The sequence below is a fragment of the Alloscardovia macacae genome (assembly GCF_002259705.1).
Lineage (GTDB): Bacteria > Actinomycetota > Actinomycetes > Actinomycetales > Bifidobacteriaceae > Alloscardovia > Alloscardovia macacae.
Map to the genome: position 1 here is coordinate 13402 of NZ_MWWT01000001.1, position 23806 is coordinate 37207.

20 protein-coding genes are annotated in these 23806 nt (G+C 58.0%); 13 read left to right on the forward strand and 7 right to left on the reverse strand.

Going from position 1 to position 23806, the window contains the following annotated elements:
- Position 1: 1 nt before the first annotated feature.
- The 3 genes from ALMA_RS00055 to ALMA_RS00065 form a co-directional block, all read right to left on the reverse strand.
- Positions 2-2749: a YhgE/Pip domain-containing protein gene (locus tag ALMA_RS00055; RefSeq protein WP_094725855.1), complete on the reverse strand. Its 2748-nt coding sequence runs from the start codon at positions 2747-2749 to the stop codon at positions 2-4.
- A 69-nt stretch (positions 2750-2818) separates the two neighbouring features.
- Complete coding sequence (locus ALMA_RS00060) at positions 2819-3364, reverse strand: IS3 family transposase (RefSeq protein WP_094725856.1); 546 nt, start codon at positions 3362-3364, stop codon at positions 2819-2821.
- Positions 3365-3367: 3 nt separating this feature from the next.
- Positions 3368-4495, reverse strand: coding sequence for an alpha/beta hydrolase (locus ALMA_RS00065; protein ID WP_158520614.1), 1128 nt, complete (start codon positions 4493-4495; stop codon positions 3368-3370).
- Positions 4496-5173: 678 nt separating this feature from the next.
- On the opposite strand from ALMA_RS00065, the gene ALMA_RS00070 reads away from it, so the two are divergent.
- The 7 genes from ALMA_RS00070 (at position 5174) to ALMA_RS00100 (ending at position 14681) form a co-directional block, all read left to right on the forward strand.
- Positions 5174-5872, forward strand: coding sequence for an FhaA domain-containing protein (locus ALMA_RS00070; protein WP_086106601.1), 699 nt, complete (start codon positions 5174-5176; stop codon positions 5870-5872).
- Positions 5873-5970: 98 nt separating this feature from the next.
- The gene (locus tag ALMA_RS00075) at positions 5971-6570 is read left to right on the forward strand and encodes an FHA domain-containing protein FhaB/FipA (protein WP_094725858.1); all 600 of its coding nucleotides are present in this window, start codon (positions 5971-5973) and stop codon (positions 6568-6570) included.
- Between the two features lie 34 nt (positions 6571-6604).
- Positions 6605-8245 (forward strand): PP2C family protein-serine/threonine phosphatase, encoded by a 1641-nt coding sequence (locus tag ALMA_RS00080; RefSeq protein ID WP_094725859.1) that lies wholly within the window; start codon positions 6605-6607, stop codon positions 8243-8245.
- A 92-nt stretch (positions 8246-8337) separates the two neighbouring features.
- Positions 8338-9816, forward strand: coding sequence for an FtsW/RodA/SpoVE family cell cycle protein (locus ALMA_RS00085; protein WP_094726162.1), 1479 nt, complete (start codon positions 8338-8340; stop codon positions 9814-9816).
- Positions 9809-11275: a peptidoglycan D,D-transpeptidase FtsI family protein gene (locus tag ALMA_RS00090; RefSeq protein ID WP_094725860.1), complete on the forward strand. Its 1467-nt coding sequence runs from the start codon at positions 9809-9811 to the stop codon at positions 11273-11275. Before ALMA_RS00085 ends, ALMA_RS00090 begins: the two co-directional genes overlap by 8 nt.
- Positions 11272-12411, forward strand: coding sequence for a serine/threonine-protein kinase (locus ALMA_RS00095; protein ID WP_094725861.1), 1140 nt, complete (start codon positions 11272-11274; stop codon positions 12409-12411). The genes ALMA_RS00090 and ALMA_RS00095 overlap by 4 nt, the downstream gene beginning before the upstream one ends.
- Positions 12408-14681, forward strand: a complete 2274-nt coding sequence (locus tag ALMA_RS00100; protein ID WP_094725862.1) for a protein kinase domain-containing protein — start codon at positions 12408-12410, stop codon at positions 14679-14681. The genes ALMA_RS00095 and ALMA_RS00100 overlap by 4 nt, the downstream gene beginning before the upstream one ends.
- Positions 14682-15062: 381 nt before the next feature.
- Here ALMA_RS00100 and ALMA_RS00110 read toward each other — a convergent pair whose 3' ends face one another.
- Together ALMA_RS00110 and ALMA_RS00115 are read right to left on the reverse strand one after the other, a co-directional pair.
- A complete protein-coding gene (locus tag ALMA_RS00110) occupies positions 15063-16286 on the reverse strand; it encodes a class E sortase (protein ID WP_094725864.1) in 1224 nt (407 codons plus the stop codon).
- A gap of 44 nt (positions 16287-16330) precedes the next feature.
- Positions 16331-17092, reverse strand: a complete 762-nt coding sequence (locus ALMA_RS00115; RefSeq protein WP_094725865.1) for a DUF881 domain-containing protein — start codon at positions 17090-17092, stop codon at positions 16331-16333.
- A gap of 84 nt (positions 17093-17176) precedes the next feature.
- Here ALMA_RS00115 and ALMA_RS00120 point away from each other — a divergent pair, with 84 nt between their 5' ends.
- A complete protein-coding gene (locus tag ALMA_RS00120; protein WP_094725866.1) occupies positions 17177-17638 on the forward strand; it encodes a cell division protein CrgA in 462 nt (153 codons plus the stop codon).
- A gap of 145 nt (positions 17639-17783) precedes the next feature.
- On the opposite strand, the gene ALMA_RS00125 is transcribed toward ALMA_RS00120, so the two are convergent.
- Positions 17784-18563, reverse strand: coding sequence for a rhomboid family intramembrane serine protease (locus tag ALMA_RS00125; RefSeq protein ID WP_094725867.1), 780 nt, complete (start codon positions 18561-18563; stop codon positions 17784-17786).
- Between the two features lie 83 nt (positions 18564-18646).
- Between ALMA_RS00125 and ALMA_RS00130 the strand changes: the two genes are divergently transcribed.
- From ALMA_RS00130 to ALMA_RS00150, 5 genes are all read left to right on the forward strand, one after another.
- Positions 18647-18877: a hypothetical protein gene (locus ALMA_RS00130; RefSeq protein ID WP_094725868.1), complete on the forward strand. Its 231-nt coding sequence runs from the start codon at positions 18647-18649 to the stop codon at positions 18875-18877.
- A gap of 240 nt (positions 18878-19117) precedes the next feature.
- Positions 19118-19543, forward strand: coding sequence for a sterol carrier family protein (locus tag ALMA_RS00135; protein WP_094725869.1), 426 nt, complete (start codon positions 19118-19120; stop codon positions 19541-19543).
- A 78-nt stretch (positions 19544-19621) separates the two neighbouring features.
- A complete protein-coding gene (locus tag ALMA_RS00140; protein ID WP_158520615.1) occupies positions 19622-20299 on the forward strand; it encodes a helix-turn-helix domain-containing protein in 678 nt (225 codons plus the stop codon).
- 251 nt (positions 20300-20550) lie between these two features.
- A complete protein-coding gene (locus tag ALMA_RS00145) occupies positions 20551-21174 on the forward strand; it encodes a winged helix-turn-helix domain-containing protein (RefSeq protein ID WP_094725871.1) in 624 nt (207 codons plus the stop codon).
- Positions 21171-22490, forward strand: coding sequence for an MFS transporter (locus ALMA_RS00150; protein ID WP_094725872.1), 1320 nt, complete (start codon positions 21171-21173; stop codon positions 22488-22490). The genes ALMA_RS00145 and ALMA_RS00150 overlap by 4 nt, the downstream gene beginning before the upstream one ends.
- A 117-nt stretch (positions 22491-22607) precedes the next feature.
- Here the strand turns inward: ALMA_RS00150 and trpS are convergent, their stop codons facing one another.
- On the reverse strand, positions 22608-23699 hold the full coding sequence (gene trpS / locus ALMA_RS00155) for a tryptophan--tRNA ligase (RefSeq protein ID WP_094725873.1): 1092 nt from the start codon (positions 23697-23699) through the stop codon (positions 22608-22610).
- Positions 23700-23806: the final 107 nt, after the last annotated feature.

Here is a 23806-nt window from a genome sequence, read left to right on the forward strand (position 1 = left end):
TTTACTCGCCCTCCTTCGCGGTCTGCACGGCGGATGTTTCACGTGAAACATCGCTCGTGCTGTCCGCGCTCTCTTCGTTCTCTGAGTTCTCCGAGCCCTCTGCACCGTCCGCGCTGTCCTCATGGCTCCACTTATGGACGATTCGCTCGAGCACCTGCGCGCGCAGAGCATCCTCAGACAGCTCGCTCATGCCCAGCTCGCGCTCGTAGATTTCGCGGACATACTCGAGACCGATGAGGTAGAAGTCTATGAGCACCACCGAAATAAGCCACAGCATAAGGAAGACCAGCTTCGCCTCCACTGTAAAGAGCAGCACGAGGAAAAGCACTGGTATGACGAAGATGATGCCTATACCCCACGCCACGAGCTTCGGATATGCTTGCGCGAAGCGCGCTGCGCGGCGGCGGATGGACCGACCGAACTCATCGTGACGCATAAAGGACTGGACTGCCGAGCTCAGGCGGAAGCGCGGACGAGACCCCTGCGGAGCTTTACCCACGAGGAGGTCCGTGTCCGCGAGCCGGCGGTCGAAAAGATTATTCAAATTCATAAGGTACGGCCGTACCACGAGCCCCAGCACGAAGGAGAAGACTCCGAAGAGCACAAGCATTCCGAGATTCTGCCAGTACCGCCCTTCGTAGAATCCGCCGATGGTCTCGCGCATGACATTATTACTGTATGTAAAAGGCAGCCACGGCTCGAGCTTACGGAAGAACTCCGGCATAATCTCTATAGGGTACGTCCCCGACGACCCCGGCACCTGCATGACCACGATGATGACCGCCAGTGCCTTTCCTATGTGCCGGAAAGTGGATGCTAGAGCATAGATGAGGCTCACGAAGACGAGAGACGCCACCACGCCAGCGAAGACGAAGGCCACAGGATTTTCCATCTGAATGCCTATGATGAGGTCTCCCACCGTGGCCACCACAGCCTGCACCACGCCTATGGCGGCGAAGAGCAGCCAGCGGCCCATATACAGGTCCCGGTTCCTGAGCTTACGCTGACCGCGAGCGCGGCGCTGCGCATTAAACGCGAGCACATACTGGCGTTTCACATCCAGCTGCACGAGAGCGATGAGGGTAAAGCCGCCCACCCACAGCGCCACATTTGTAAAGAATGGTGCGATGGCCGAGCCATAGTTCTTTACTGGGTAGATGCGCTTCTGCTCGAGCTGAATAGGGCTGAGCATGAAGCTGGCCACGGATTCTGTGTTCACATTCGTGCCGCGCAGTGCCTGGACGAGCTGACTCGAGTCGAGCGCCGCCATGTCGGTGCGCACCTGGGTGAGCTGACTGAGCGTGGAGTCCAGCGAGCTTTCCGTGGTGCCCATGGTCTGCGCGGTAGAGGCGAGCACGCCGCTCACCTGATCGAGCAGAGTCTGTGCCTGGTCGATGGATGTGCCGAGCTGTCCGAGAGCAGTAGCCGTGGCCGTCGAGAAGGCGGATGCGCTCTGCAGGATGGAGACGAGCGAGCCAGAGACTGCGCCATTCTGCGCGCCTGAGCCCGACCCGAGCCCGGAGGCCGCTGCATTCAGCGCCGTTCCGCCGCTTACCGCCGCCGAGCCGAACGAGCTGGACAGCGAGCCCGCTGCCGCATTCGCTGCCGTCAGCGCCTGCTGCGTCCCGCTCGTGAAAGAGGCGAGCGTGGTCTTCTGATTCTGCGAGAGCGTGCGCAAAGCATCGAGGCGCTGCCGCATCTGCGTGTATGCGCCCGAGTTCGTGTCGAGTCCAGAATTCGCCGCGTTATCGAGGATGGTCTGGAGCTGTGCTATGGCCGCGTCATTCTGCGCGATAACCGTGGTGAGTGTACCGTTTACCGTAGCCACGTCTGTGCTGGCCGTGCCGAGCGCCGCGCTCATCTGGCTTCCCGCCTGGCCGGCTTGTATGCCGAGCAGAGAGAGGGATGCTCCCGCGGAGGCGAGGCTGGAGGATGTTTTCGCGCTAAATGTGCTGGCGGTAGACGTGAGCGTATCCGCCGTGCGTGCGGCGCTGCGTGCAGAGTTTTGCGCAGAACTGACCGCACTACGCACCGTACTGAGCGTGTTTTTCGAGCTTTGAATGCCGCGCGCCGTGTCCTCGAGCGCAGTGCGCGCCTCGCCCACTTTCTGCTTCATCTGCGTGAGCGACGCGCTCGTGTCATCTATCTTCGCGATGGCCTCCGCATGCGCGCCCTGGATGAGCTTTTTCGCGTCATCTGTACTGATGTTCAATTTTTCCGACACCGTCTTCGCCACTGTGCTCACGAAAGTCGAGTTCAGCGTGCGGTCGAGCGTAGTGGCTCCCGTATCGGTAATCTTCGGCGCTATGGGGTTCAGCTTTTCGTTCACATAATACTCGAGCTGAGGCTGCGGTCCGCTGGCCGTCACCATGTCCAGCAGCTGCTGGGAGAACTGCTCATCGATGACGATGGAGGCGTAGTATTTTCCCGACTTCACGCCATCAATCGCATCGTTCTTCGTCTTCACGAAGGTCCAGCCGAGCTGCGTATTCTTTTTCAGCTGGTCTTCGAGCTGCTGGCCCACATTCACCGAGCCCGTCAGGTCCGAGTGTCCGCCTCGGTCGAGATCCGCCACAGCCACCGTGATGGCACTCGTGTTCGCATACGGATCCCAATTCGCTATAATGTTCAGCCACGCATAAGCCGAAGGAAGAATGGCTATTCCTATGGTCACGATAATGGCCACTGGATTCGTAAAAATCGCCTTCAGGTCGCGCCTAAAGATGCCCCACACGCGCTCTACCCCCACTCTCTACTGCACCCAATTATTTAGACTACGCTTGATATTACACCCTGAGAGGGAAGATTGACCTTCCGTCTACTCAGAGCGCGAACGGCGTATCTCCTGCATCAGCCTGAGCACCTTATTCTGCCCCACACGCACGCCCTGCGCGCGCAGAGCAGCCGTCACGCGCCGGTAGCCGAACGCCGGACCGCGCGTATCCATAATGGTCATAATGGCCGCGCGCAGCTCCTCGCGGGCAGTATCCACGAGATGCGCCTGAATGTAATAATACGTCGAACGGCTCAGCTCCAGCGCTTCAAGCACATCCGTAATGAGGTATCCTTCGCTCACGAGGTCTCGCGCTATGGCAGCCTTCGCGCGGTTCACGTCCTTCGCGATGCGCGCGCTCTTCAGCTCATCCGAGTTCTGCATAGCCTGCTGCACAGCCTCGCGCGCGCTATTCTCGCCGAGCAAACCCGTTTCTCCGAAACGCTTATACGCGGCGCACCACGCCAGAAGCGCCGCCTGCGTGGAAATGCCATACGTGGCGAGCACCTCGCCCATACTCACACCCTCCTCGAGGTGAGCGCGCACGGCCGCTATCTTCAGATCCGACGTATATGTCCGAATATCCACCATACGTTATTTCTCCGGCTTTCCCAGCAGGAACTCAAGCGCCGTATCCATCATCTCATGCACGGTCTGCGTCTGCTCTGCTTCCATCTCATGCCGCGAGTGCTCGAGGACGACCTTGCGGACGGGGGCGCCCGCGCGCTCTGCCAGCTCATTCTGCTTCTCCACACTCACCCAGGCATCATTCGGCGCCTGGAAAAGCAGAACTGGGACGGTGATTTTACCCGCGTTCTGCAGAATGTAATCTGTAAGCTTCCCCGCCGCTTTCATCCAGCCGTACGAGGCAGCATACATCTGATTCGTCTCTACTGCACAGCGCTGCTCGTGCAGCCACAGGGCACGGCCGTGATTCAGACCGCGCGCATAGTTCTCATCAAAGACACGATTAAACTCCGTCTGATTCTTCTGGATGAAGATGCGCTTTTTACTCGCGAAAAAGGCGCCGAGATTCGCGATAAGCCGCGTGAGCCCATCCGACAGGGTGCTGCGCGGGGCCACCATGGGAGCTGTGAGGACGTATGCATCGACGAGGGCGCGCTCGGCAGAGTGCTCGGCCAGATGCTCGGCGAGCGCGAGCGCCACGCCTCCACCCATGGAGTGCGCGTAGACATGCACTGGTGCTGAGGTGGCGCCTGCCGAGACATCAGTAGATGCCGGGCGCACCACTGTGCGAATCAGCTTTTCCACATCTGCTACATAGCGGCGGAAATCATCTATCCAGATGAGTCCGAGGTCCTCCACGTCGCGAGGCGAGCGTCCATGTCCGCGATGCTCGAGAATGTAGATGCTGTACCCCGCCTGCCAGAAGTAATATGCCATCTCGCGCATGTGCTCGGCCATCTCGGTAAACCCCGTGAGCATGACCATGGCAGGAGTCTCTGGACTAGGATTCTTCGCACGAATGTGCACGTAGTGCAGCTTTCCCCCGTTTTCGGCGACTACTGGCTCGGGGGCGCTCTTCATGCCCGCGAAGTCCGTGCCGGTTTCGTCTTCGGGACCGGCTGGCTCGAACCATCCGTCTGTCGTAAAAGCGTCGAGGAGCGCATGTACGCCGCGCATCCCCGTAAAGTACGTTTCGTCGGTCGTGTCATCGAGGAAAGTGACACCATACCGTGACGCTCTTTCATCTAACTGCATCGCTATCCCCTGACCCTCATACATTCCGTGTTCTCTCCCTTATATACTTCATCATATCGCATTTTACGGTCAGTTCGCTTGGGGTGGGTGCGGCGGGTGGAGGGTGCTTGTGTCAATTTTCCCCGAGGAGTGAGCTTTTCGGGACGCGAAGGCTGGAGCACACCCTTACGGAGCAAACATGATCGGCGTTTTTCTGCGGTTTTGTCATCTGGCTCTCTCTCGCCGCGGTGCGGATGTGTCACGAAAAGCTCACTCCTCGCCGCAGGGGCGCGCTCGAGCTGAAGATTGTGAAGGTTTCCCGGTTTTGGGCTGATTCCGATGCGCAGCGCAGCGCTCTCTGGCACTTTTGGGCTAATCTCGACGCCCAGGTTCGCAGTCTCAGAGAGATTCGGATGAAAACCCACTATTTAGTCCGACCTTCGCGGCCTGGATTCGGGCAGTGCGGAGAGCGAGCGCCGGAATAAGCCCTAAAGTGAATAGAGGCCTCACACCGCGCGTCGAGATTAGCCCTAAAGTGACCGCGGACCCCACCCAGCGCCCACCCCGCCCACATCAGCAGACGAAAGTTGTGGATGGCGTGTGTGAATGCGCCCAGAACTGCCCCACGCCACCATTTTTTGCACTAGAAATAAGAGAAGATGATGTGCATATCTATAAAAACTGGAGGAAAGGGACGTCATGGGATTCCTGGATCGCTTAGAGAAGACCGTAGAAGGCGCTGTCGAGGGAGCTTTTTCGCGCTTTGGTTCTAAGGATTTACAGCCTGTGGATCTGTCGAGTGCACTGGAGCGCGAGATTGATGCACAGAGCATGAGCGTGGGACGCGACCGCACGGTGGCGCCAAACGAGTACCGCATTAAGCTCTCCACGCCGGACTTCGATAACATCGAGAAGTGGGGCAGCGAAACTCTCGCGAATGAATTGGCAGATAATCTCACGAAGTATGCCGAAAGCCAGCATTACGCTTTCGTGGGTCCCGTCGTGGTCATCTTCGAAGAAGACCTGAATCTGCCGAAGGGGGACTTCACGCTGAGCTCCGAGTCTGTGCAGGGGAACGCCGCACCCGTGACCACCACCGCCGGTACGAAGGACTGCCCGGTTCTGGAGATAAACGGCCGCCAGTACCTGCTCACCGCTCCGAAGACGGTCATAGGTCGCGGTTCGAGTAGCGACATCGTCATCGATGATCCAGGTATCTCGCGTAACCATCTCGAGATAGATATCACGGATAATGGCGTGATAGCTCGAGACATGGGCTCCACAAACGGCACATACGTAGAAGGCCACCAGACTCCTGCCGCTACCCTGCTGGACGGGAACACTATCACCATAGGCCGCACCCGAATCCTGTTCTGGTCCAGCGCCGTCACGGACTAAGTCACGGACTAAGACACGGACTAGCCAGCTCAGATTAGCCCGGCCACGCAGAGTCGAGCCACACTAGTGGAGCGACTGGAGTAAAATCCTTAAGTACTATGACAGATTTAACTTTCGCCATCCTGAAGTACGGATTCCTTCTGGGACTGTGGTTCTTCGTATGGCTTACTGTACGCGCTCTGAACCGTGACGTGACGTCACTGGCACCGCGCCGCTCACAGCAGCGGGCGGCGCGTGAGCGTGGCCGCGAGCGCGCCAGCGCTACGGCTGCCTCCGTTGCACTCTCCGCAGAACCGCAGCGCGTAGCCGTGGGAGCTCTGGGACCAGTCATCGTCCCGTCCACCTCCCCTCACGCACCTGAAGATTTTACCCAGCCAGCCCAGGTTCAGCACGCGAACCACCGTTCTCCTGCGATGCTCACCATTATGGACGGCCCACTGTCGGGCACGACCATGCCTCTGAGCCAGGGCACCATCACACTCGGCAGAGCTGCGAATAACACTCTCGTCCTGGATGATGAATTTGTCTCCTCGCACCACGCCCGCGTCTTCCTCGACGACGCCTCTGGCCAGTGGGCTGTGGAAGACCTCCACTCCACGAATGGCACGAAAGTGGCAGACCAGCCTATCCATGCCGTATGCCTGCTCAGTCCTGGTGTGCCTGTGCGCATAGGCGCCACGACGTTCGAGCTGCGCTAGTGATTCTGAGACAAAGCAAGGAGGAGACATACACATGGTTCTGAGTATGACGTCCACCACGGTCTCAGACATCGGCCTGGTGCGTAAAGATAATCAAGACTCGACATTCGCTGGAGTGCGTCTCGTCGCTGTGTGTGACGGTATGGGCGGCCACGCGGGAGGAGATACTGCCTCTACCATCGCTATCCGCTCTCTCGCACACATCGAGACGGTGCCGCTCATCGCGAAACGCACGAAGGCTGTGGAAGATGTGGCCACGATGCTGTCCACATCCGTCATCGCCGCGCATGACGCCATCGTGGGGAAAGCACACCGCGAAAAGCAGCTGGCCGGCATGGGCACCACAGTCACGGCTGTAGCTCTCGTGGCTGGATACTGGGTTATCTCGCACATAGGAGACTCGCGCGCCTACATGCTGCGCGAAGGTGAGATTATCCGCGTGACGAAAGATCACTCGTACGTTCAGCATCTCATCGACACCGGGCGCATTAGTCAGGAGGAAGCGAAGTCGCATCCTCAGCGGAACGTGGTCATGCGCGTTCTGGGCGATTTCGACATCGACCCGCGCCCAGACATCTCCATCCGCAAAGCGAAGCCGGGCGACCGCTGGCTACTGTGCTCAGACGGCCTGAGCGGTTCCGTTAGCGACGCTTCCATTCGCGAGACGCTCATGGCGCGCTCTCACCTGCAGGACTGCGCCCAGACTCTCGTATCCATGGCCCTCAAAGGCGGCAGCACAGATAATGTCTCTGCTGTCATCGCAGAGGCCTACGACTCGGAAGATCCGCATGCGCCGGTGTCGCTGGCGAATGCCTCGAAAAAGATGTGCCTCGTGGGTGGAGCTGCGAGTAAGCAGCCGCAGACCATCGCCGATACGCTGAATATCCTCGTGGCTCTCGCGCCGCAGTTCGAAGCTGAGTCCATTTCGGACTCGCCTGCTGCGAAGGCTGCTCTCCTGTCCGCCCCGTCCGCGCAGGACACGCAGAACGACGGCGTGGAAGACGGCGCGCAGGATGCGGAAGAATTGACAGAAAGCATGAGCGCTGTCCTGGCTGCCGAAGACCGCGCGTATCTGACGGACGAGAGCCTCGACGAGCGTTACGAGGTGGCGCGCATCGTCTCGCCGAGCTACGAAAGCCTGAACCCGGACGACGACGCGGCCGAAGTGCCTCAGACGGGCGAGATTCCCGTCATTCGTAAGACAGACGGCTCACTCGCGGATGACCCGCATGACCCGGACGTCGCGGAAGCGCTGCATCTCAAGCGTGCCGAGGACGCGCACGAGGAGCACCGCCACCGTCTGCGCAGGCGCATTCTCGGCGCCGTTCTCGCGCTGCTCGTCGTTCTGGCGGCAGGCGCGGGCACGTTTGGCGCGTATCGCTGGACGCAGACGCAGTACTTCATCTCGGATTCGAACTCTCGCGTCGCGCTCTATCAAGGCGTGAATACGAACGTCTTCGGCATCTCGCTCAGTCACGTGGACGAGGAGACGAGCATCCGTCTGAGCGCGCTTCCACAAGGCTGGCGTGAGCGTGTGCGCCGCGGGATAGACGCGAGTAGCTACAGCGACGCGCGCAGCATTCTGCGTACGCTGGAAGAGCAGGCTTCTTCTTCTGCCAATTCTTCCTCTACCTCCGAGTCTGCCTCCTCCACGCAGCAGGAGGCAGCACAGTGACAGATACTCGTGAGAAACGCACTGGGGATCTCGGCCATCAGCTCGCTCTGCTCGCACTCGTAGCAGTGCTGAGCAGTGTGGGCTTCCTGCATATGTTCGAAAGTGTGAGTGCGGGCAGCGTACCGCAGCGCTATATGATGGCGCTCGGTGCTGCAGGCGTGCTCAGCCTCGTGGTGTGGATTATCCTCCGTCAGCTCAAAAGCTATGCGAACCAGAATATCTTCTTCGGAGTGACCATGCTCACACTTTTAGGGTGCATGGAAATCATCCGCATCGACTACGAGAATGAAGGACTCGGACGCGCGTCGTCCGCGGGATTTAACCAGCTCGTGTGGTTCCTACTCTCCCTCGTCCTCATGGGCGGCACGCTCGTGGCGGTAAAAGATTACCGCATTTTTAGGAAGTTCAGCTACATCTCTATGGTCATCGGCCTAGCGCTGCTCTTCTCCCCTATGGTTCCGGGGCTCGGCGTCTCCATTAACGGCTCGCGCATCTGGATAAACGTGCTGGGACACAGCGTCCAGCCGGCAGAATTCGCGAAGATATTCATGGCATTCTTCTTCGCCTCGTACCTCTTCGACCACCGAGACCGTCTGGCTGTGGGAGGCAAAAAGATAGGCGCTCTACACCTGCCACGCTTGCGCGACTTCGGTCCCATCATCGTGGTGTGGGCGGCGTGCATGGGCGTGCTCGTCCTGCAGAAGGACCTAGGTACTGGCCTCCTCTTCTTTGCTATGTTTGTGTGCATGCTCTACGTGGCCACGGGACGCGTGAGCTGGATCATCATCGGTTTTATCTTCTTTGTGGCCGCTGCCTTCTTCGCCTCTCAGGTCTTTAGCCACGTGGGTAACCGCGTAGAGGCGTGGCTTCATCCTTTCGATAACCACGTCTACCTCGCGGTGGGAGGCTCTCAGCAGCTCGTCACGGGCATCTTCGGCCTGGCAGCGGGTGGCCTCTTCGGCACTGGACTCGGCCAGGGTTACCCAGCGCTCACTCCTCTCGCAAACTCAGACTTCATCTACTCCTCTCTCGGCGAGGAGCTGGGGCTGACGGGGCTTTTCGCTGTGCTGGCCATCTATACGGTCATCATCTGCACGGGCATAGTCACCGCCATAAAAGTGAAGGATGGTTTCGGAAAGCTTCTGGCTTCTGGACTGGTCTTCACCATGGCATTCCAGATCTTCACCGTGGTGGGTGGCATCACTCTGGTTATTCCGCTGACGGGTCTGACTCTGCCATACATGGCAGCAGGCGGATCGAGTCTCGTGGCGAACTGGATGGTGGCCACACTCCTGCTCATCATCTCCCATCAAGCGAACCGTCCTGATGAGGATACGAGCTCGGACACCTTCGCCATGGCTGCTCTCGAAGTGATTAACGAGAAGAAAGCACAGGAAGAAAAGCAGAAGATGCTGCGCTCGCACCGGGCATCTCGCGAAGTAGCCTCGCAGGCTGTATCCACTGCGACACAGTTCATCACGGATGCCGAATCAGACACGGAATCGGACGCCGAACCAGACAGCACAGAACCACCTACAGATACCCGAGAACAGGAGGAATACGATGAATAGGACACTTCGTCACATCTTTTACGTCATCGTGGCCCTCTTTACCATACTGGGCATCTCGTCGAGCATCCTCATGGTGGTGAACGCGCAGTCTCTCAACTCAGATACGCGGAACACGCGCGCACTCTACCACGAGTATGCCCAGCCACGCGGATCCATCCTCGCTGCGGACGGCACAGTGCTGGCCAGCTCTACAGAGTCAAAGGACATCTTCTCCTTCCAGCGCTCGTACAGTAACGGTCCGGTCTACTCCCCCGTGACAGGATACTTCTCCGTCACTGTGCGCGCAGACCGAGGCATAGAGGCGTCGCGTAACTCCCAGCTGTCCGGGCAGTCCAGCTCGCTGTGGATGGCGAAGTTGAAGGGGCTGCTGAGCGGGGAGAAGAACTCGGGAGCCATCATCACCACGTCCATAGATACGAAGCTGCAGAACCTCGCTTACGAGCTGCTGCAGAAGAATGGATATGATGGCGCTGTAGTAGCCATGGAGCCGACTACGGGACGCATTCTCGCCATGGCATCCACGCCGAGCTATGATCCGAATGAGCTGGCCAGCCATAACACCTCGGAAGTGGCGAACTCGTGGACTCAGCTGGCGAGCAGCGACTCGAGCCCACTCATTAACCGTGCCACGAGCCAGCTGTACTCTCCAGGATCCACTTTTAAGGTGGTCGTAGCAGCGGCAGCTCTCGAATCGGGTAACTACCAGCCAGATACCATGATTCCAGCGGGCTCCGAGTACACTCTGCCAGGCACCACCACGGTGCTGCCGAATGCAGTGAGCCGAGGCGATGGCACGAATGGGCAGATCTCGCTCATGAATGCGCTCACCTACTCCTCGAATACTGCTTTCGCGCAGCTGGGCGTCACACTCGGCCAGGATGCTGTGGCAAATATGGCGAAAAAGCTCGGCTATGGAAGTACCATAAACATCGATGGTACCGACAGCATAGGCGTACCTATGCAAGCTACGGCGTCGAAGTTCCCGAGCAACCTGAGTGCAGATAAGCTCGCGCTCAGCTCCATAGGACAGTCGGATGTGCGTACCACGCCGCTGCTGAACGCCATGATAGCTTCTACTGTGGCGAATAATGGCGTCATGCTGAAGCCTACGCTCGTGGACTCGGTGCGTGCCAGTGACTTATCCATCATCTCTGAGCGTTCTACTACGACCCTATCCGAGGCATTCAGCGCGGACACAGCGGGAAAATTGAACACGATGATGCAGTCCGTGGTCGATAACGATACGCCGACGCTGAAAATAAGTAACATAAAAATAGCAGCAAAAACGGGCACAGCAGAACTCGGAAACGGAACGAATAACGGATGGCTCATGGGCTTCGCACCCGCGGACGGAACGCCGAAGATAGCCATCAGCGTCGTGCTGCACGGCATTAAAGGATACGGAATTCAGGAAGCAGGTCCTATCATGCGCTCTCTCATCCAGGAGTACCTGTCATGAGATTAGTAGAAGGTCAGTTAATACACCGCCGCTACAGGCTCGACCAGCGCCTCGCACAGGGAGGCATGGGCGAAGTGTGGCGCGGCTGGGACATGGAAATCAACCGTACTGTGGCCATCAAAGCCATGCGCGCGGACCTCACCGTGGACGATTCGAAGCTACGTCGTCTCAGGGCAGAAGCCCGGAACTCCGCGAACCTCGCGCACCCGAACATAGCCGCGCTCTTCGAATACTACGAAGATAATGGCATAGGCTACATCATCATGGAGTACGTGCCGAGCCCGAGCCTATCCCAGATTTTTAAAAAGAACGGCGCTATGCCCGCCACTCAGCTGCTGCCTATCCTCATTCAGACGGCGCGCGGCCTGTTCGTGGCGCACTCGCACGGCATCATTCATCGCGATGTGAAGCCTGCGAACATCATGGTTTCGGACACCGGCGAAGTAAAGATAACCGACTTCGGTGTCTCCTACTCCATGGACCAAGGACAGATTACTCAGGACGGCATGGTAGTGGGTACAGCCCAGTACATCTCCCCTGAGCAGGCTCAGGGCGAGCAGGCCACGCCACAGTCGGACATCTACTCACTGGGTGTGGTGGCATACGAGGGACTGTGCGGACACCGTCCGTTTACCGGGAAGACGCCAGTGGACATCGCTGCGGCTCATGTAAACGAAGCGGTACCACCGCTTCCTGAATCCGTAGACTGGCAGCTGAACGAATTCATTATGAGCATGCTGGCGAAGAATCCAGCAGACCGCCCAGAAAATGCACTTGTCATCTCCCGAACGCTGGCGAAGATAGAACGCAGGCTCCTCGACGCCGAAGCGCAGGCTCTCGGCGAGCAGGAGAATGATAACGGTGGATTTCGCTTTGGCTTTAAAACTCAGGAGATTCATAAAGAACCTCGCACGGTAAGCAGCGCAAAGCACTATCCACGCTACATTTATACGACGAACGCGCCGGAAGGCGAACACGCGGTGCAGCAGGGCGCGGCGCAGCAGAGTGCAGCCCACGCAGCCCACGCAGCTCACGCGGCCCACGCAACGTATGCAGAACAGAACGACGTACACATCCAGGCATCACACGCACCACACGGCACACCTGGCACACACGCAAAGGAAGGCGAACGATGAGTATCTTCACACCATCGACTCTCTCGCGAGGACGCTACACCGTCGGTGAGCTCCTCGGCCATGGAGGCATGGCAGAAGTCCGCAAGGGTATAGATACCCGCTTAGGCCGCACTGTGGCCATAAAGATTATGCGTTCAGACTTAGCGAATGACCAGACCTTCCTGAAGCGTTTCCGCCTGGAAGCACGGTCCATCGCTCTGCTGAATAATCCGAACATCGTGTCCATCTTCGACACGGATGAAGAGGAGATTACTGACCCAGACACAGGGAACACACTGCGTCTGCCGTTCATCGTTATGGAGTATGTGAAGGGCCAGACTCTGCGCGACATCCTGAAAGTGAATGGTACGCTGAACCAGCGCGATACCAGCCAGATCATGCTCGGTATGCTGAACGCTCTCGAGTACTCGCACCGCATGGGCATCATCCACCGCGACATCAAGCCGGGGAACATCATGATCTCCGAGCAGGGCGCCGTGAAGGTCATGGACTTCGGCATCGCTCGTATGATGGATGACTCCGCAGCCACTCTCACCCAGAGCCAGGGCGTGGTGGGCACTGCCCAGTACCTCAGCCCGGAACAGGCGCGCGGTGAAGTGGTGGATACCCGCTCGGATCTGTACTCGGCAGGCTGCGTGCTCTACGAAATGCTCACGGGCCGCCCACCGTTTACGGGCGACTCAGCTGTGGCCATAGCCTACCAGCACGTCAGCGAGACGGCTACGAAGCCTACGGACATTATTCCTGCTCTGAATCCTATCTGGGATGCTGTCTGCGCGAAGGCCATGGCGAAGGACCGCACACAGCGCTACGCTACGGCCGCGCAGTTCCGTAAGGACATCGCGACCATAGCGGCTGGCGGTACGCCGGCTATAGAAGGTGTGGACCGCGTGGCTCCGCTCGCTGGAGCCGGCGCTGCTGCGGCTGGTGCAGCAGGCGCGGCAGCAGCGGCAGCGGGCGCTACGGCCGTCATGCCGGCGGCGAACGCGGCAGGCATGAACGGTACAGCAGGCACCCCAGGAGCGGGCGCCGGATCAGGCACCGTCCCGCCGACGCAGGCCCTGCCACAAGAGACTACCGCCACCCGCGCTTTCGACAGCCTCGACTTCCCTGGCACCTTCGGCGAGGACATGAATGACTTCGAGGACGCCTCCATGGCGAACCTCGCCCACTCCGCAGCAGATGTGAACTCGAACCCGGGAGCCGCGGCGAACAGCCGCACGCAGCAGCGCCAGGCAGCTCTCGCGGAAAAGCAGAAGAAGCGCAGGAAGGCCATCACCATCTGGTCCTGCGTAGCCGGTGCCGTCATCATCCTGGCAGCCGTGCTCGGCTGGTGGTTCCTCGGTCGCGCGCAGGCTTCTGCCACGGTGCCTACCATCACCGCGTCCATGACGCAGGCTCAGGCGAAGGATGCTGTGGAGCGCGCTGGATTCGTCTTCCAAGCGGAGACGGACTCGGAGTCTTCCGAGGATGCGGGTACCTTCACGAAGCAGGATCCTGCTGGTGGCGCGAGCGCGCGCCGCGGGTCCACGGTGCGCGTCTGGTTCTCCGCTGGCCCGCAGTCTACCGCTGTGCCGGATGTGTCTGGTATGACGCAGTCTGCCGCACGTCAGGCGCTGGAGAAGGCCGGATTTAAGGTGGGCTCGGTGTCCTCGGAGGACTCGGATAGCGTGGATAAGGATAAGGTGACGCGCACGGATCCGGCATCCGGCTCGAACGCGACGAGAGGTTCCACGGTGAACCTGTACATCGCGTCCGGTAACGCTTCTGTGCCGACGGGTCTGACCGGTCAGACGCAGCAGGATGCCACGAAGATTCTGCAGGATCACGGCTTTACGGCCGTCGTGCGTGACGGCGACTACAGCGACGACGTTCCTGCTGGTTCGGTCATGACGGTCGATCCTGCTGAAGGTACGAGCGTCGCGCGCGGCTCGTCCGTGACCCTCGTCGTTTCGAAGGGCCAGAAGCCGCAGGAGACCGTTTCGCTGGATCCGTCTCGTTACGTAGGTCAATCTTACCGTAACGCCACCTGGGCCCTCGGCGTTCTGGGATTCACTGCTTCGGCACAGAACGGGTCGAGCACGGATGACAGCGCAGTGGTCACGCATATTTACGCGAATGGCACGGAAGTGACGTCCACCACGGATGTCCCGAAGGATGCTACCATCACGCTGGCTACGCGTGCTGGCTCGGGCAGCTCGAACTCCTCGACGTCAAACTCGAATTCCGGCTCGACCACAAACCAGCAGAATGGCTCGGGAACGAACTAACTAACGCGCAATGACATGGGGGCGGCCATCTGGTCGCCCCTCGTTTTCCCTCTACTCGTGCAAAGGAGCACAGTATGGTGCCAGCACTGTCACGCTTACTGTGCGCGATGACCCCTTTTCTCAGAGCTTGTGTGCGAGTAACGACCATGACTGTTCGGCGCTTCTGTCCGCCGTAGAGCGCTATGGAGCAGATAAAATCGCACTCGTCCACATAGATGAAACGCACCCTGAAGGCTCTAGTCTCAGCCACACATGCTACTATGCCCTCGACGGTGAGGGCTCGCGTATACGCTGGATTTATCTCTTCGAGACACGTGGATTCTTCTAGCCCTACGCAAACGAGCCTCCCTGAAGGGAGGCTCGTCTCCTGTGCAAAGAGGGTTAATTGGCCGAAACGGATACGTAGTTCGACGCCACCTGCAGATACGGCACATGCACAGCCGCCCACGGGAAGAGCCACTCAAAGCATGCCGCCGTCACGACGAGGAAGAGCAGCACAGCCAGAATGATGCGCACGGCCAGAACGCCCGGCTGCAGGCGCATCAGCCAGCCGTACAGGCTGAAGATGCGCTGCGAGCGCGAACGCTGACGGTATGCGCGCACAGCAGGCCAGCGCCATGCCACAGCGCCTGCCACAGCCACTACAGCATAAGCCACGAGCAGCCATAGCATGACTATCTTCAAATCCGGAATCTGCGAGGTAATCGTGCGCGTGGAGTCCGCGGTGAAGGTCACCTGACCGCTCGCGCTCTTCTGCGTGAGCACGCTCGGCACGCCTTCCGAGACATTCGACCAGCTCACGAGCTTTCCGAAAACGATGAGACGATGCGTCGCCTCCGCGTACTTCGGCTCACACGTGGTCAGCGTAATGTAGCGCTGAGTAGGCGTCTCGCCTGGCTTTTCTGGCACTGGCGAGACCACATCGTAGCGGTCTGGCGTCACTATCTCAGTGCGCTCATACTGGTAGACATACCAGTAGTTCTGCGTGCGCATGACGATGTAGTCGCCATTCGTGAGCTTATCCGCGTTACCCAGCGGCTCACCGTATCCCGCGCGATGTCCCGCCAGAGCGAAGTTCCCCACTTCGCCCGGCTTCTGCGTGTCCGTATAGTGTCCCATGCCGTGACGGTTCAGCTGGGCATCATCCGTGCCCTCCACCACCGTTCGGCTCCAATTCTGCCCGAATCGTGGGATGTATATCTTTCCGAGAGTATCCCCGTACTTATACGACGCATCCTCCACAGGCGTGGTGTCCACAGGATTATCCGCGGCCACCTGCACGCTACCGTCTTTCGCCGTCGGATCCGTCCACGAGGACGTGGTCGGGTCGCTCAGCTGCACTTTTTCGGCTTCCACGCCGGTCCACCACAGCTGCCAGACGATGTAGAGTGCGCACACGAGGGCGAAGGTGATGAGCGCCTCGCCCACCACGCTGAGGGTCGTGTTCAGAGCGCGCTTACCTGCGCCGTTCGAGCCGTCTGCACTCGAGCCGTCTGCACTGCCCGTGCTCGAGCCGCGTACGTTCGTGCTCGAGCCGTCTGCGCGTCCTGCCACAGACCGCGCCGAGCGCGCCTCGCGCCTGCTGCTATATTCTAAGTCACTCATGCTGTATCACCTGTCCCGTGGATGTGCTCAGTGCGCCGGAACGCTCAGTGCGAGCGCGTATTCGCGCTGTCCGAAGTTCGGTCAGCCGTCGCGTACTTCATGGCCTGAAGTGGCGCCGACGTTTCCTTAAACGTCAGCGTTTTGCTCGTATCGAGCTGCCAGCCCAGGCCGTCTGCATCCACGTATTGCTTATAAATTCGTACAGTTTCTGACGTATTAATACTAGACGTGAGACTATCGATATCGCCGATAGCCGAAATGCGATACGGCGGCGCGTACTGCTTTCCGTTCAGCAGCAGCACGTTTCCTATGCATTTGATGGCAGACGTAGGCAGCAGGCGCTGATCCTGGATGGTGATGGCTTCCGCACCGCCCGCCCACATAGCGTTCACTACGGCCTCGATGTCCTGCTGATGGACCACGTAATCGTTCGGATTTGCGTTCTGCGTCTTCACTGCCTGCTCCCACTTCTGCGAGTCGCTCAGCGTGACGGTGACGCCCGGGCCCTCGAGCGCCGGCAGCTTTCCGCTGGCATCGTCCGCGCTCGTGCTCGGGTCGTTCGTACTGGTATCCGCGACGACCTTCTGGAGAGTATCTATCTTTTGCGTTTTATCATCGATGTCTTTTTGCAATTCATCAATGCGCTTCTGCCTCCCCGCGATGATCTCGGCCGTATCCGCATGATACGTCGTCCCAGGGTTCTTCACATTCGTAACTGCTATCCAGCCCACGATGGCGAAAGACAGGAATATGGCCACTGCGCCTAAGAGACTTCCATGCTTCGAGTGGCGTGCACGCTTTTTCATGAGACACCACCCTTCTGGCGCGTTTACGAATTCCCACGCTTTTACTACTATATCTATTAGCGTAAACGAAAAGGAGAAGCTTTCATGGCTGAAAACGAAGAAAATCTCGACCAGGTCGAGCTGAACGACGACGTCGCTCAGAATGTCGAGCAGGACGAGACACGCGCTGACGAGAGCGCAGAGCAGGCAGAGTCTGGCGAAGAGTCTGCCGAAGAACACACCGCCGAAGAGCTGGCAGGTATCCGCGCTGCTGAAGCACTGAAGAAGACTCTGGATAACCCAGAATCCCTCAGCCCACGCGTCCAGGCCGCAGTGAAGCGTACCGAGGAAGAGACGCGTCGCGTGGAAAAGGCTGTGGAAGGAACGAAGTCGAACCCCGTCTGGTTCGTCCCACTCTTTAGCTTCTTCCTCGTGCTCGGCCTCGTGTGGGTCATCGTGTACTACGTGAAGCCAGGCTATCCTATCCCAGGCATCAATTTCTGGAACCTCGTCATAGGCTTCGCCCTGATGATGGTAGGCTTCGTGCTCATGATGTTCTGGCACTAAAGCGTAATACATACAGAAAAGGGAGGGGCTGCCGGTCGATACGGTGCCTCTCCCTTTTCTCTGCCTGCAGTTATGTGTAAATCATCTCATTTTTCATCCCTGTGAGAGCCAATCTGGTGAGAAAATGAGATGATTTACACATAACTTAGATAAACGCTGCAGCCACCCACACGCCGAGCAGCAGAACAGTCAGTGCTGACCCATAGATAGACATACGCTTGTGTATGCTCGCAGTGCGTAAGGCTGGAAGGCCGTGCATCATGAGCAGCGAGAGCGCTCCACCTGTGATAAATCCACCGAGGTGAGCCTGCCAGGCCACGTTCCCGAAAAAGATAGGCACCACGAGCAGGAAGAAGAGCAGAACGAGAGTGCTCTGGCTGCGTGTTCCTATGCGGTTATACACCGTCATCATAGCTGCGAAGAGGCCATAGATGGCTCCCGAAGCACCCACAGCAGGAACCATGCCCATGCCCGGCCACAGAGCGTAGACCACGTTCGCACCGATGGCACTGACCAGATACATGCTGAGGAATGCACAGTGTCCCAGCATCTTTTCGAGCTCTTTACCCACGAAGTAGAGGGAGAGCATATTCATGAGGATATGCAGGATACCACCATGGAGGAATGCAGAAGTCAGCAGCGTCCACGGACGCGCGTAGGCGAAGTTCGGTACGAGAACGGTATAGGAGAGGAAGATGTTCGACAGTCTCGGGAAAAATCTGAGGAGAGAATCCACGAGGAAGATGAGCACATTCAGTGCCACGAGCACTTGCGTCATGTTCGGGCCGTTCATGCGCCATGTATTTGACCAGCGGCGCGTAAAGCGCTGCCAGCGCTCACCTGCTGAAGCGGTGTTTCTATTCGGGTTCCTCGGATCCCACGGACCTGCTGGTCCGGACGTCCCACGTGTAAAAGGATTAGCCATGCGTCTATATTAGCGGACACGCACACCACTTTCACAAATCCGCGGTAGAATAGAAACCATAACCGGACGAAAGGAGCACATCTATGGAGAATCGATCTAGTAATGGCTGGAAGTTCTTCGCGCTGCTTTTTGGCGCTATGCTCGCAGGTGTCGTAGGCTTGTACATCTACAGGCAGCAGAACCCAGAGTACGACCCATGGGAGGAACCATGGGAGAACTCGTCTTCTCCTGTCGATTTAGGTAACGGCGCAGCTAAAGAAGTAGCTACAGAATATGAAGACGTTACAGACGACGAAGAGGCAAGCGAAGAGTAGAGCGATACTTCTCATTTCATTACTTCTACGGTAATGCAGAGGAGCCCAGCTGGAGAAGTCCTGCAGTGGCGACTGAACCATTACCCCAGTCCCTCAGGGATAAAAAGTGAATACGATTCGTGAGAGCCAGGGGTTCTCACGAGAGCGGCCGAGAGGTCACGAAGGGAAGGCACTATGCGAGCGCCTTCCCTTTTTACGTGTGAGGAAGAATTGACCACAGGAAAGCTGTAGAATACTCGTATGCCAGTCATAAAAGCAGAAGATATCCTCGAGGGCGAAACCGCGCTGAGGCAGTGGGCAGGTCTCGCGCGCGCGGCCGCTGTGCAGGCTCATACGAGCAGCGAGCGCCTCACCATAGCGCCACGGCTCGGCCGCCGGCAGATGGCCATGGCGGTACGCTACGCGCTCTACATGCTGCAGCTGCGCGCACCCGGGCCGGGCGTGGAAGTCCGCGTGGCGCCCTTCGCCGCGGTAAAAGTACTCGACGGACCGAAGTCGGATCCGCATAATCTCACGCCGCCGGACGTCATCGAGCTCGAGCCGGCCGTCTGGCTACGTCTCGCATGCGGAATCACGAGGTGGGACGAGGAGCGCGAGGCCGGGCACATCAGCGCCATGGGAGAGCGGGATAATCTCAGCAGATTCCTGCCGCTGCCGGTGGACTAAGGGCTGTCGGGCAGGTGTCGCACGCCTGTCGTGTGTCTGTCGGGTCGCACGCACGCCTTCTTTTCTAGGATGAACAGTATGAACACTACAACTCCAGAAAACACATCAGAAATGTCAGAATATAACGCGCCTTCGAGCGCATCCGCTGCCTCGACGACGCCACAGACGAAGCCTGCGGACACGCTCTCGCGCATCGCACAGCTCCGTAAAGAGCACGGATGGACTCAGCAGTACCTCGCGAGCCTCACAGGCCTGACGGTACGCACCATCCAGCGTATGGAAGCCGGCGAGAACATGAGTCTGGAGACTCTACGCCTCCTCGCCGATGCATTCGGCATCAGCGTGGGCGAGCTCTTCGACTCCGTGGATGATCAACCGCGCGCCGAGGACATCCATCGCCTCGACCGCGAGCGCGAAGAGGCAGAGCAGCGCCGTGTGGCACGCGAGCGAGAACGCGCGCTCCAGAACCGGAAGCGCTCTGAAGACATGCGGATGGCTCAGCACCTGAGTTCTCTCGTGTACGTGGTAGCAGCCATGCTGTGCGGCGCGTATTACATGGTCGTGGGACCGGGAAGTATGCCCCGCATCTGGACGTACCTCGGCACCGCCTGCTGGATACTCATCTGGGTGGGGATTCCGCTCGTTATGCGCTTCGTACTGCGCGTGTGGCTTCCGAGGAAGCTGGATGATAAGTATCCGCTGAGCGCGGAGGGTGCGTACAGTGGGGATGGCGGGGATACTGCGGAGGACGAGTAAAACTAGAGAGCTGATTACAGAGTCATATACCATTCAGAGCACACATCTCTAACCTGGCCCCCTACAGTTCACAGGCCCTGTCACATGTGTAGAGCGCGCTACCTTCGTATCACGCATTTATGAAGTATGAAGGTAGCGCGCTTCTCATTATTATTTGTACAAATTATTTGTACAAATATTTTGTTATACTTGCTTCTAACTGATATCACCAAGCGAAATCAGAATACTCAGACACGAAGGAGTAAGATAACATGCCATCACAGCACGCACCCACTCACGAAAAGCACGTATCAGCTACACCACCCGACTCCGCTGCCATGCTCAAAGTCATCTCCCACCCCATCCGCATGCGGATTCTCGGCACACTGCGCGTAGATGGCCCTCAAAATGTGGGAAGTATCAGCCAGCACATCCACGAAGCGCCTGGAGTAACGAGTTATCATCTCTCCTTATTAGAAAAGAACCAGCTCGCCCATAAAGTTCCCTCCCCCGATGGAGACTCGCGCTCGAGCTGGTGGGAAGCAAGCCAGACTCATACTACAGTCCACACCAGCGACGCATCCGACGAGTCTCTGGATCTTTTCCGGCGCTCAGCAGCATTGAACCATCACATGGCATACGAACGCTATCTCGACCACATGGATGAGATAGAACCAGAGTGGAAAGAAGTTCTGACGAGTGATGACCATGTCCTCACTCTCTCTCCCGAGCAAACTCGTGGACTTATCCAGGAACTCACTGAAGTCATCCGTAAATGGGAAAACGTAGAGACACCCACTACATCCCCCGATGCTTCTTCTGACACATCTTCTCCTGCACGAGAAAAGCAGAAGAAGGTATCCCTTATTCTCGATGTCTTCAGGTGGATACCATGATATCCTCTGTTTCCTCAGCATCCATGAAGCATGCCCTGCACACCGCCTCCTATATAGCGTGGTTTACTGCAGATACAGCATCTCAGGCATCCGCTACGCTTCACTCACTAGCCATCTCGCTGCTTACTTTCACCCTTACCCAGTCCACTGTGTCAGCAGGATGGGTAGGAACTGCATCACTTCTCGCGCAGCTGTGCACAGGTGTATTCGGAGGGACATTCGTCGATAGACATGATAGAAAGATCCTACTTTTCACGAATTCGCTCCTGAACACCTTCGGATGGGGCTTGCTGTGCATCCTTCTCGTGATCGGCAAACTGGATTTCACTATCCTGCTCATCTTCTGCGTGGGTCTTTCTGCAGTTCAGGGATTTCTCTCTCCAGCAGCAGATGCACTCCTGAAGTCTGTGATTCCACTGGAAGATTATGCATATGCACGGAGTATTACAGAGGGTCGAAACGCATTCTTATCCTTATCTGGCGCACCTCTCAGTAGCATTCTCTTTACTGCTGCAGCATGGCTACCTTTCTTCGCATCTACGTGCTTATCTGCACTTTCCAGTATCGCTACGCCTTTTATACGGCCTCATGCACGGTCGAATGGCCATACTCGTGAGCATCCCCAGACCACTAGCCATTCGGACTTCCCCCAATCCCGCATCTCCCACAGTTCCCCCAGCTCCCGCAGTTCCTTCCTCACGGACTTCAGTGAAGGATGGACATGGACTTTCCATCATTCCACCCTGGTGCGCATCATCGTAGCCATGAGCATAGTAAATTTTTCCATCAATGGCATCCAGTACACTATCCAGCTTCATCTACTCTCCACTGGAGCAAGCGCCATCTCTATAGGCATTATCAGTGCAGGGATAGCATCCACTATGCTTCTCGGATCAGTCCTGTCAGCACGCATGAGCTCTTTTCTCCACACAGGAAAAGCTGTCTGTTCTAGCCTCATAGCTCTACCACTTCTCGCATCTGCTTTACTTCTCAGTGCGCACTTCATCCCCACGTTAGCTGTGAACTCACTTCTCGGCCTGCCCATTCCTCTCATGAATGCGCTTTTACTCGGTTTTATCTTCGCGAAAGCTCCTGATACGATGCAGGGCCGCCTCGCCACCACACTCACCATCCCTGCTCAGGCGCTCAGCGCCCTATGCGGAGCCGTAGCAGGTAGCCTCTTGCCTATCCTCGGATACCGTATGACGTTAGTTACTTTCTCCGTACCGCTTATCCTCAGCGCACTTCTCTGTCTGTGCTCGGCACAGATACGCCGAATCCCGCGAGCCGAACTTTGGGCCTCTACGTCGCTATAACAGCGCATTACGACAGCACCGTGAGAGCATCGTCGCTCCCCCGATGCCGCCGCATCGCCACACCCCGCGAGTCCTTCACACCCTGCGAGTCCTTCAGCAACGCCCCTCAGCAGCGCCCTAGTACACCATCCCCATGGCCTCGCGCACTTCTTCCAGCGTCTGGTTCGCTATCGCGTTCGCGCGCTTGTTCCCCTCGTGCAGGATGTCGCGCACCGTGTCCATATCCTGAGCAAGCTCTGCGCGGCGTTCACGATGTGGTTCGAGGAACGCGTTCACCGACTCGATGACGTACGCCTTCAGCGCACCTGCACCGCTGTTTCCTATCTCCTCAGCTATCTCGCGTGGGTCGCGGCCGGTGACCAGTCCTGCGGTAGTCAGCAGAGCGGACACCTGCGGGCGGTTCACTGGATCAAAAGTAATCATGCGCTCGGAGTCCGTCGGGCTCTTCTTGATGAGCTTCGCCGTCTCTGCAGCCGTCGCACCCAGCATGATGGAATTTCCGTACGACTTGCTCATCTTACGTCCGTCCAGGCCTGGAATCTCTGGCGCTTCGGACAGGATAGCCGCTGGCTCTGGGAAGACTGGATTCTTCTTCGCATAGCGCTCGTTAAAGCGTCGCGCGATGGTACGCGTGAGCTCCACGTGTGGCAGGTTATCCTTCCCGATAGGCACCACGTTCGCCTTGCAGAAGAGGATGTCGCACGCCTGATGCACCGGATACGTGAGCAGCAGGCCGGTCAGCGCATGTCCGGAGGACTCCATTTCGGACTTCACTGTCGGGTTACGGTGTAGCTCCGCTTCCGTCACGAGCGAGAGGAACGGCAGCATAAGCTGGTTCGCCGCGGAGACTGCCGAATGCGTGAAAATCATGGTTTTCGCCGGGTCGATGCCTGCTGCCATGTAGTCCAGCACGAGGTTCAGCACGTTATCCTGGATATTATCCGTCGTGTCGCGGTCCGTAATGACCTGATAGTCCGCGATAATGACGTTCGTGTGCACGCCCTTGTTCTGCATGGCCACACGTTCACGGATGGATCCGAAGTAGTGGCCCAGATGCAGGCGTCCGGTCGGGCGGTCTCCGGTCAGCATGGTGTATGCTTCTGGATTTTTTTCCAATTTTTCCGCTGTCTTCTCAGAACGCTCTTTCGCGGCGAGAAAGCTCGCACTGATTTCGTTCCCCGCTGCGGTCAGTTCCTGCTCGTCAGCCATGTCGCTCCCCTTATAAGCCGTCTTTTCTTTAGCTTTTAGTGTAGAAGTTTTAGCCGACATTACGGGGGCGTGGTACTCTATAAAAGATGAACTAATTTATGTCGCGC

Bases quoted from the DNA above. Each gene is read 5' to 3' on its own strand.
- trpS (WP_094725873.1), bottom strand. From the start codon at position 23,699: ATGGCTGACGAGCAGGAACTGACCGCAGCGGGGAACGAAATCAGTGCG.
- ALMA_RS00115 (WP_094725865.1), bottom strand. From the start codon at position 17,092: ATGAAAAAGCGTGCACGCCACTCGAAGCATGGAAGTCTCTTAGGCGCA.
- ALMA_RS00140 (WP_158520615.1), top strand. From the start codon at position 19,622: ATGAACACTACAACTCCAGAAAACACATCAGAAATGTCAGAATATAAC.
- ALMA_RS00135 (WP_094725869.1), top strand. From the start codon at position 19,118: ATGCCAGTCATAAAAGCAGAAGATATCCTCGAGGGCGAAACCGCGCTG.
- ALMA_RS00060 (WP_094725856.1), bottom strand. From the start codon at position 3,364: ATGGTGGATATTCGGACATATACGTCGGATCTGAAGATAGCGGCCGTG.
- ALMA_RS00090 (WP_094725860.1), top strand. From the start codon at position 9,809: ATGAATAGGACACTTCGTCACATCTTTTACGTCATCGTGGCCCTCTTT.
- ALMA_RS00125 (WP_094725867.1), bottom strand. From the start codon at position 18,563: ATGGCTAATCCTTTTACACGTGGGACGTCCGGACCAGCAGGTCCGTGG.
- ALMA_RS00080 (WP_094725859.1), top strand. From the start codon at position 6,605: ATGGTTCTGAGTATGACGTCCACCACGGTCTCAGACATCGGCCTGGTG.
- ALMA_RS00085 (WP_094726162.1), top strand. From the start codon at position 8,338: ATGTTCGAAAGTGTGAGTGCGGGCAGCGTACCGCAGCGCTATATGATG.
- ALMA_RS00145 (WP_094725871.1), top strand. From the start codon at position 20,551: ATGCCATCACAGCACGCACCCACTCACGAAAAGCACGTATCAGCTACA.
- ALMA_RS00120 (WP_094725866.1), top strand. From the start codon at position 17,177: ATGGCTGAAAACGAAGAAAATCTCGACCAGGTCGAGCTGAACGACGAC.
- ALMA_RS00150 (WP_094725872.1), top strand. From the start codon at position 21,171: ATGATATCCTCTGTTTCCTCAGCATCCATGAAGCATGCCCTGCACACC.
- ALMA_RS00110 (WP_094725864.1), bottom strand. From the start codon at position 16,286: ATGAGTGACTTAGAATATAGCAGCAGGCGCGAGGCGCGCTCGGCGCGG.
- ALMA_RS00100 (WP_094725862.1), top strand. From the start codon at position 12,408: ATGAGTATCTTCACACCATCGACTCTCTCGCGAGGACGCTACACCGTC.
- ALMA_RS00070 (WP_086106601.1), top strand. From the start codon at position 5,174: ATGGGATTCCTGGATCGCTTAGAGAAGACCGTAGAAGGCGCTGTCGAG.
- ALMA_RS00130 (WP_094725868.1), top strand. From the start codon at position 18,647: ATGGAGAATCGATCTAGTAATGGCTGGAAGTTCTTCGCGCTGCTTTTT.
- ALMA_RS00065 (WP_158520614.1), bottom strand. From the start codon at position 4,495: ATGCAGTTAGATGAAAGAGCGTCACGGTATGGTGTCACTTTCCTCGAT.
- ALMA_RS00095 (WP_094725861.1), top strand. From the start codon at position 11,272: ATGAGATTAGTAGAAGGTCAGTTAATACACCGCCGCTACAGGCTCGAC.
- ALMA_RS00075 (WP_094725858.1), top strand. From the start codon at position 5,971: ATGACAGATTTAACTTTCGCCATCCTGAAGTACGGATTCCTTCTGGGA.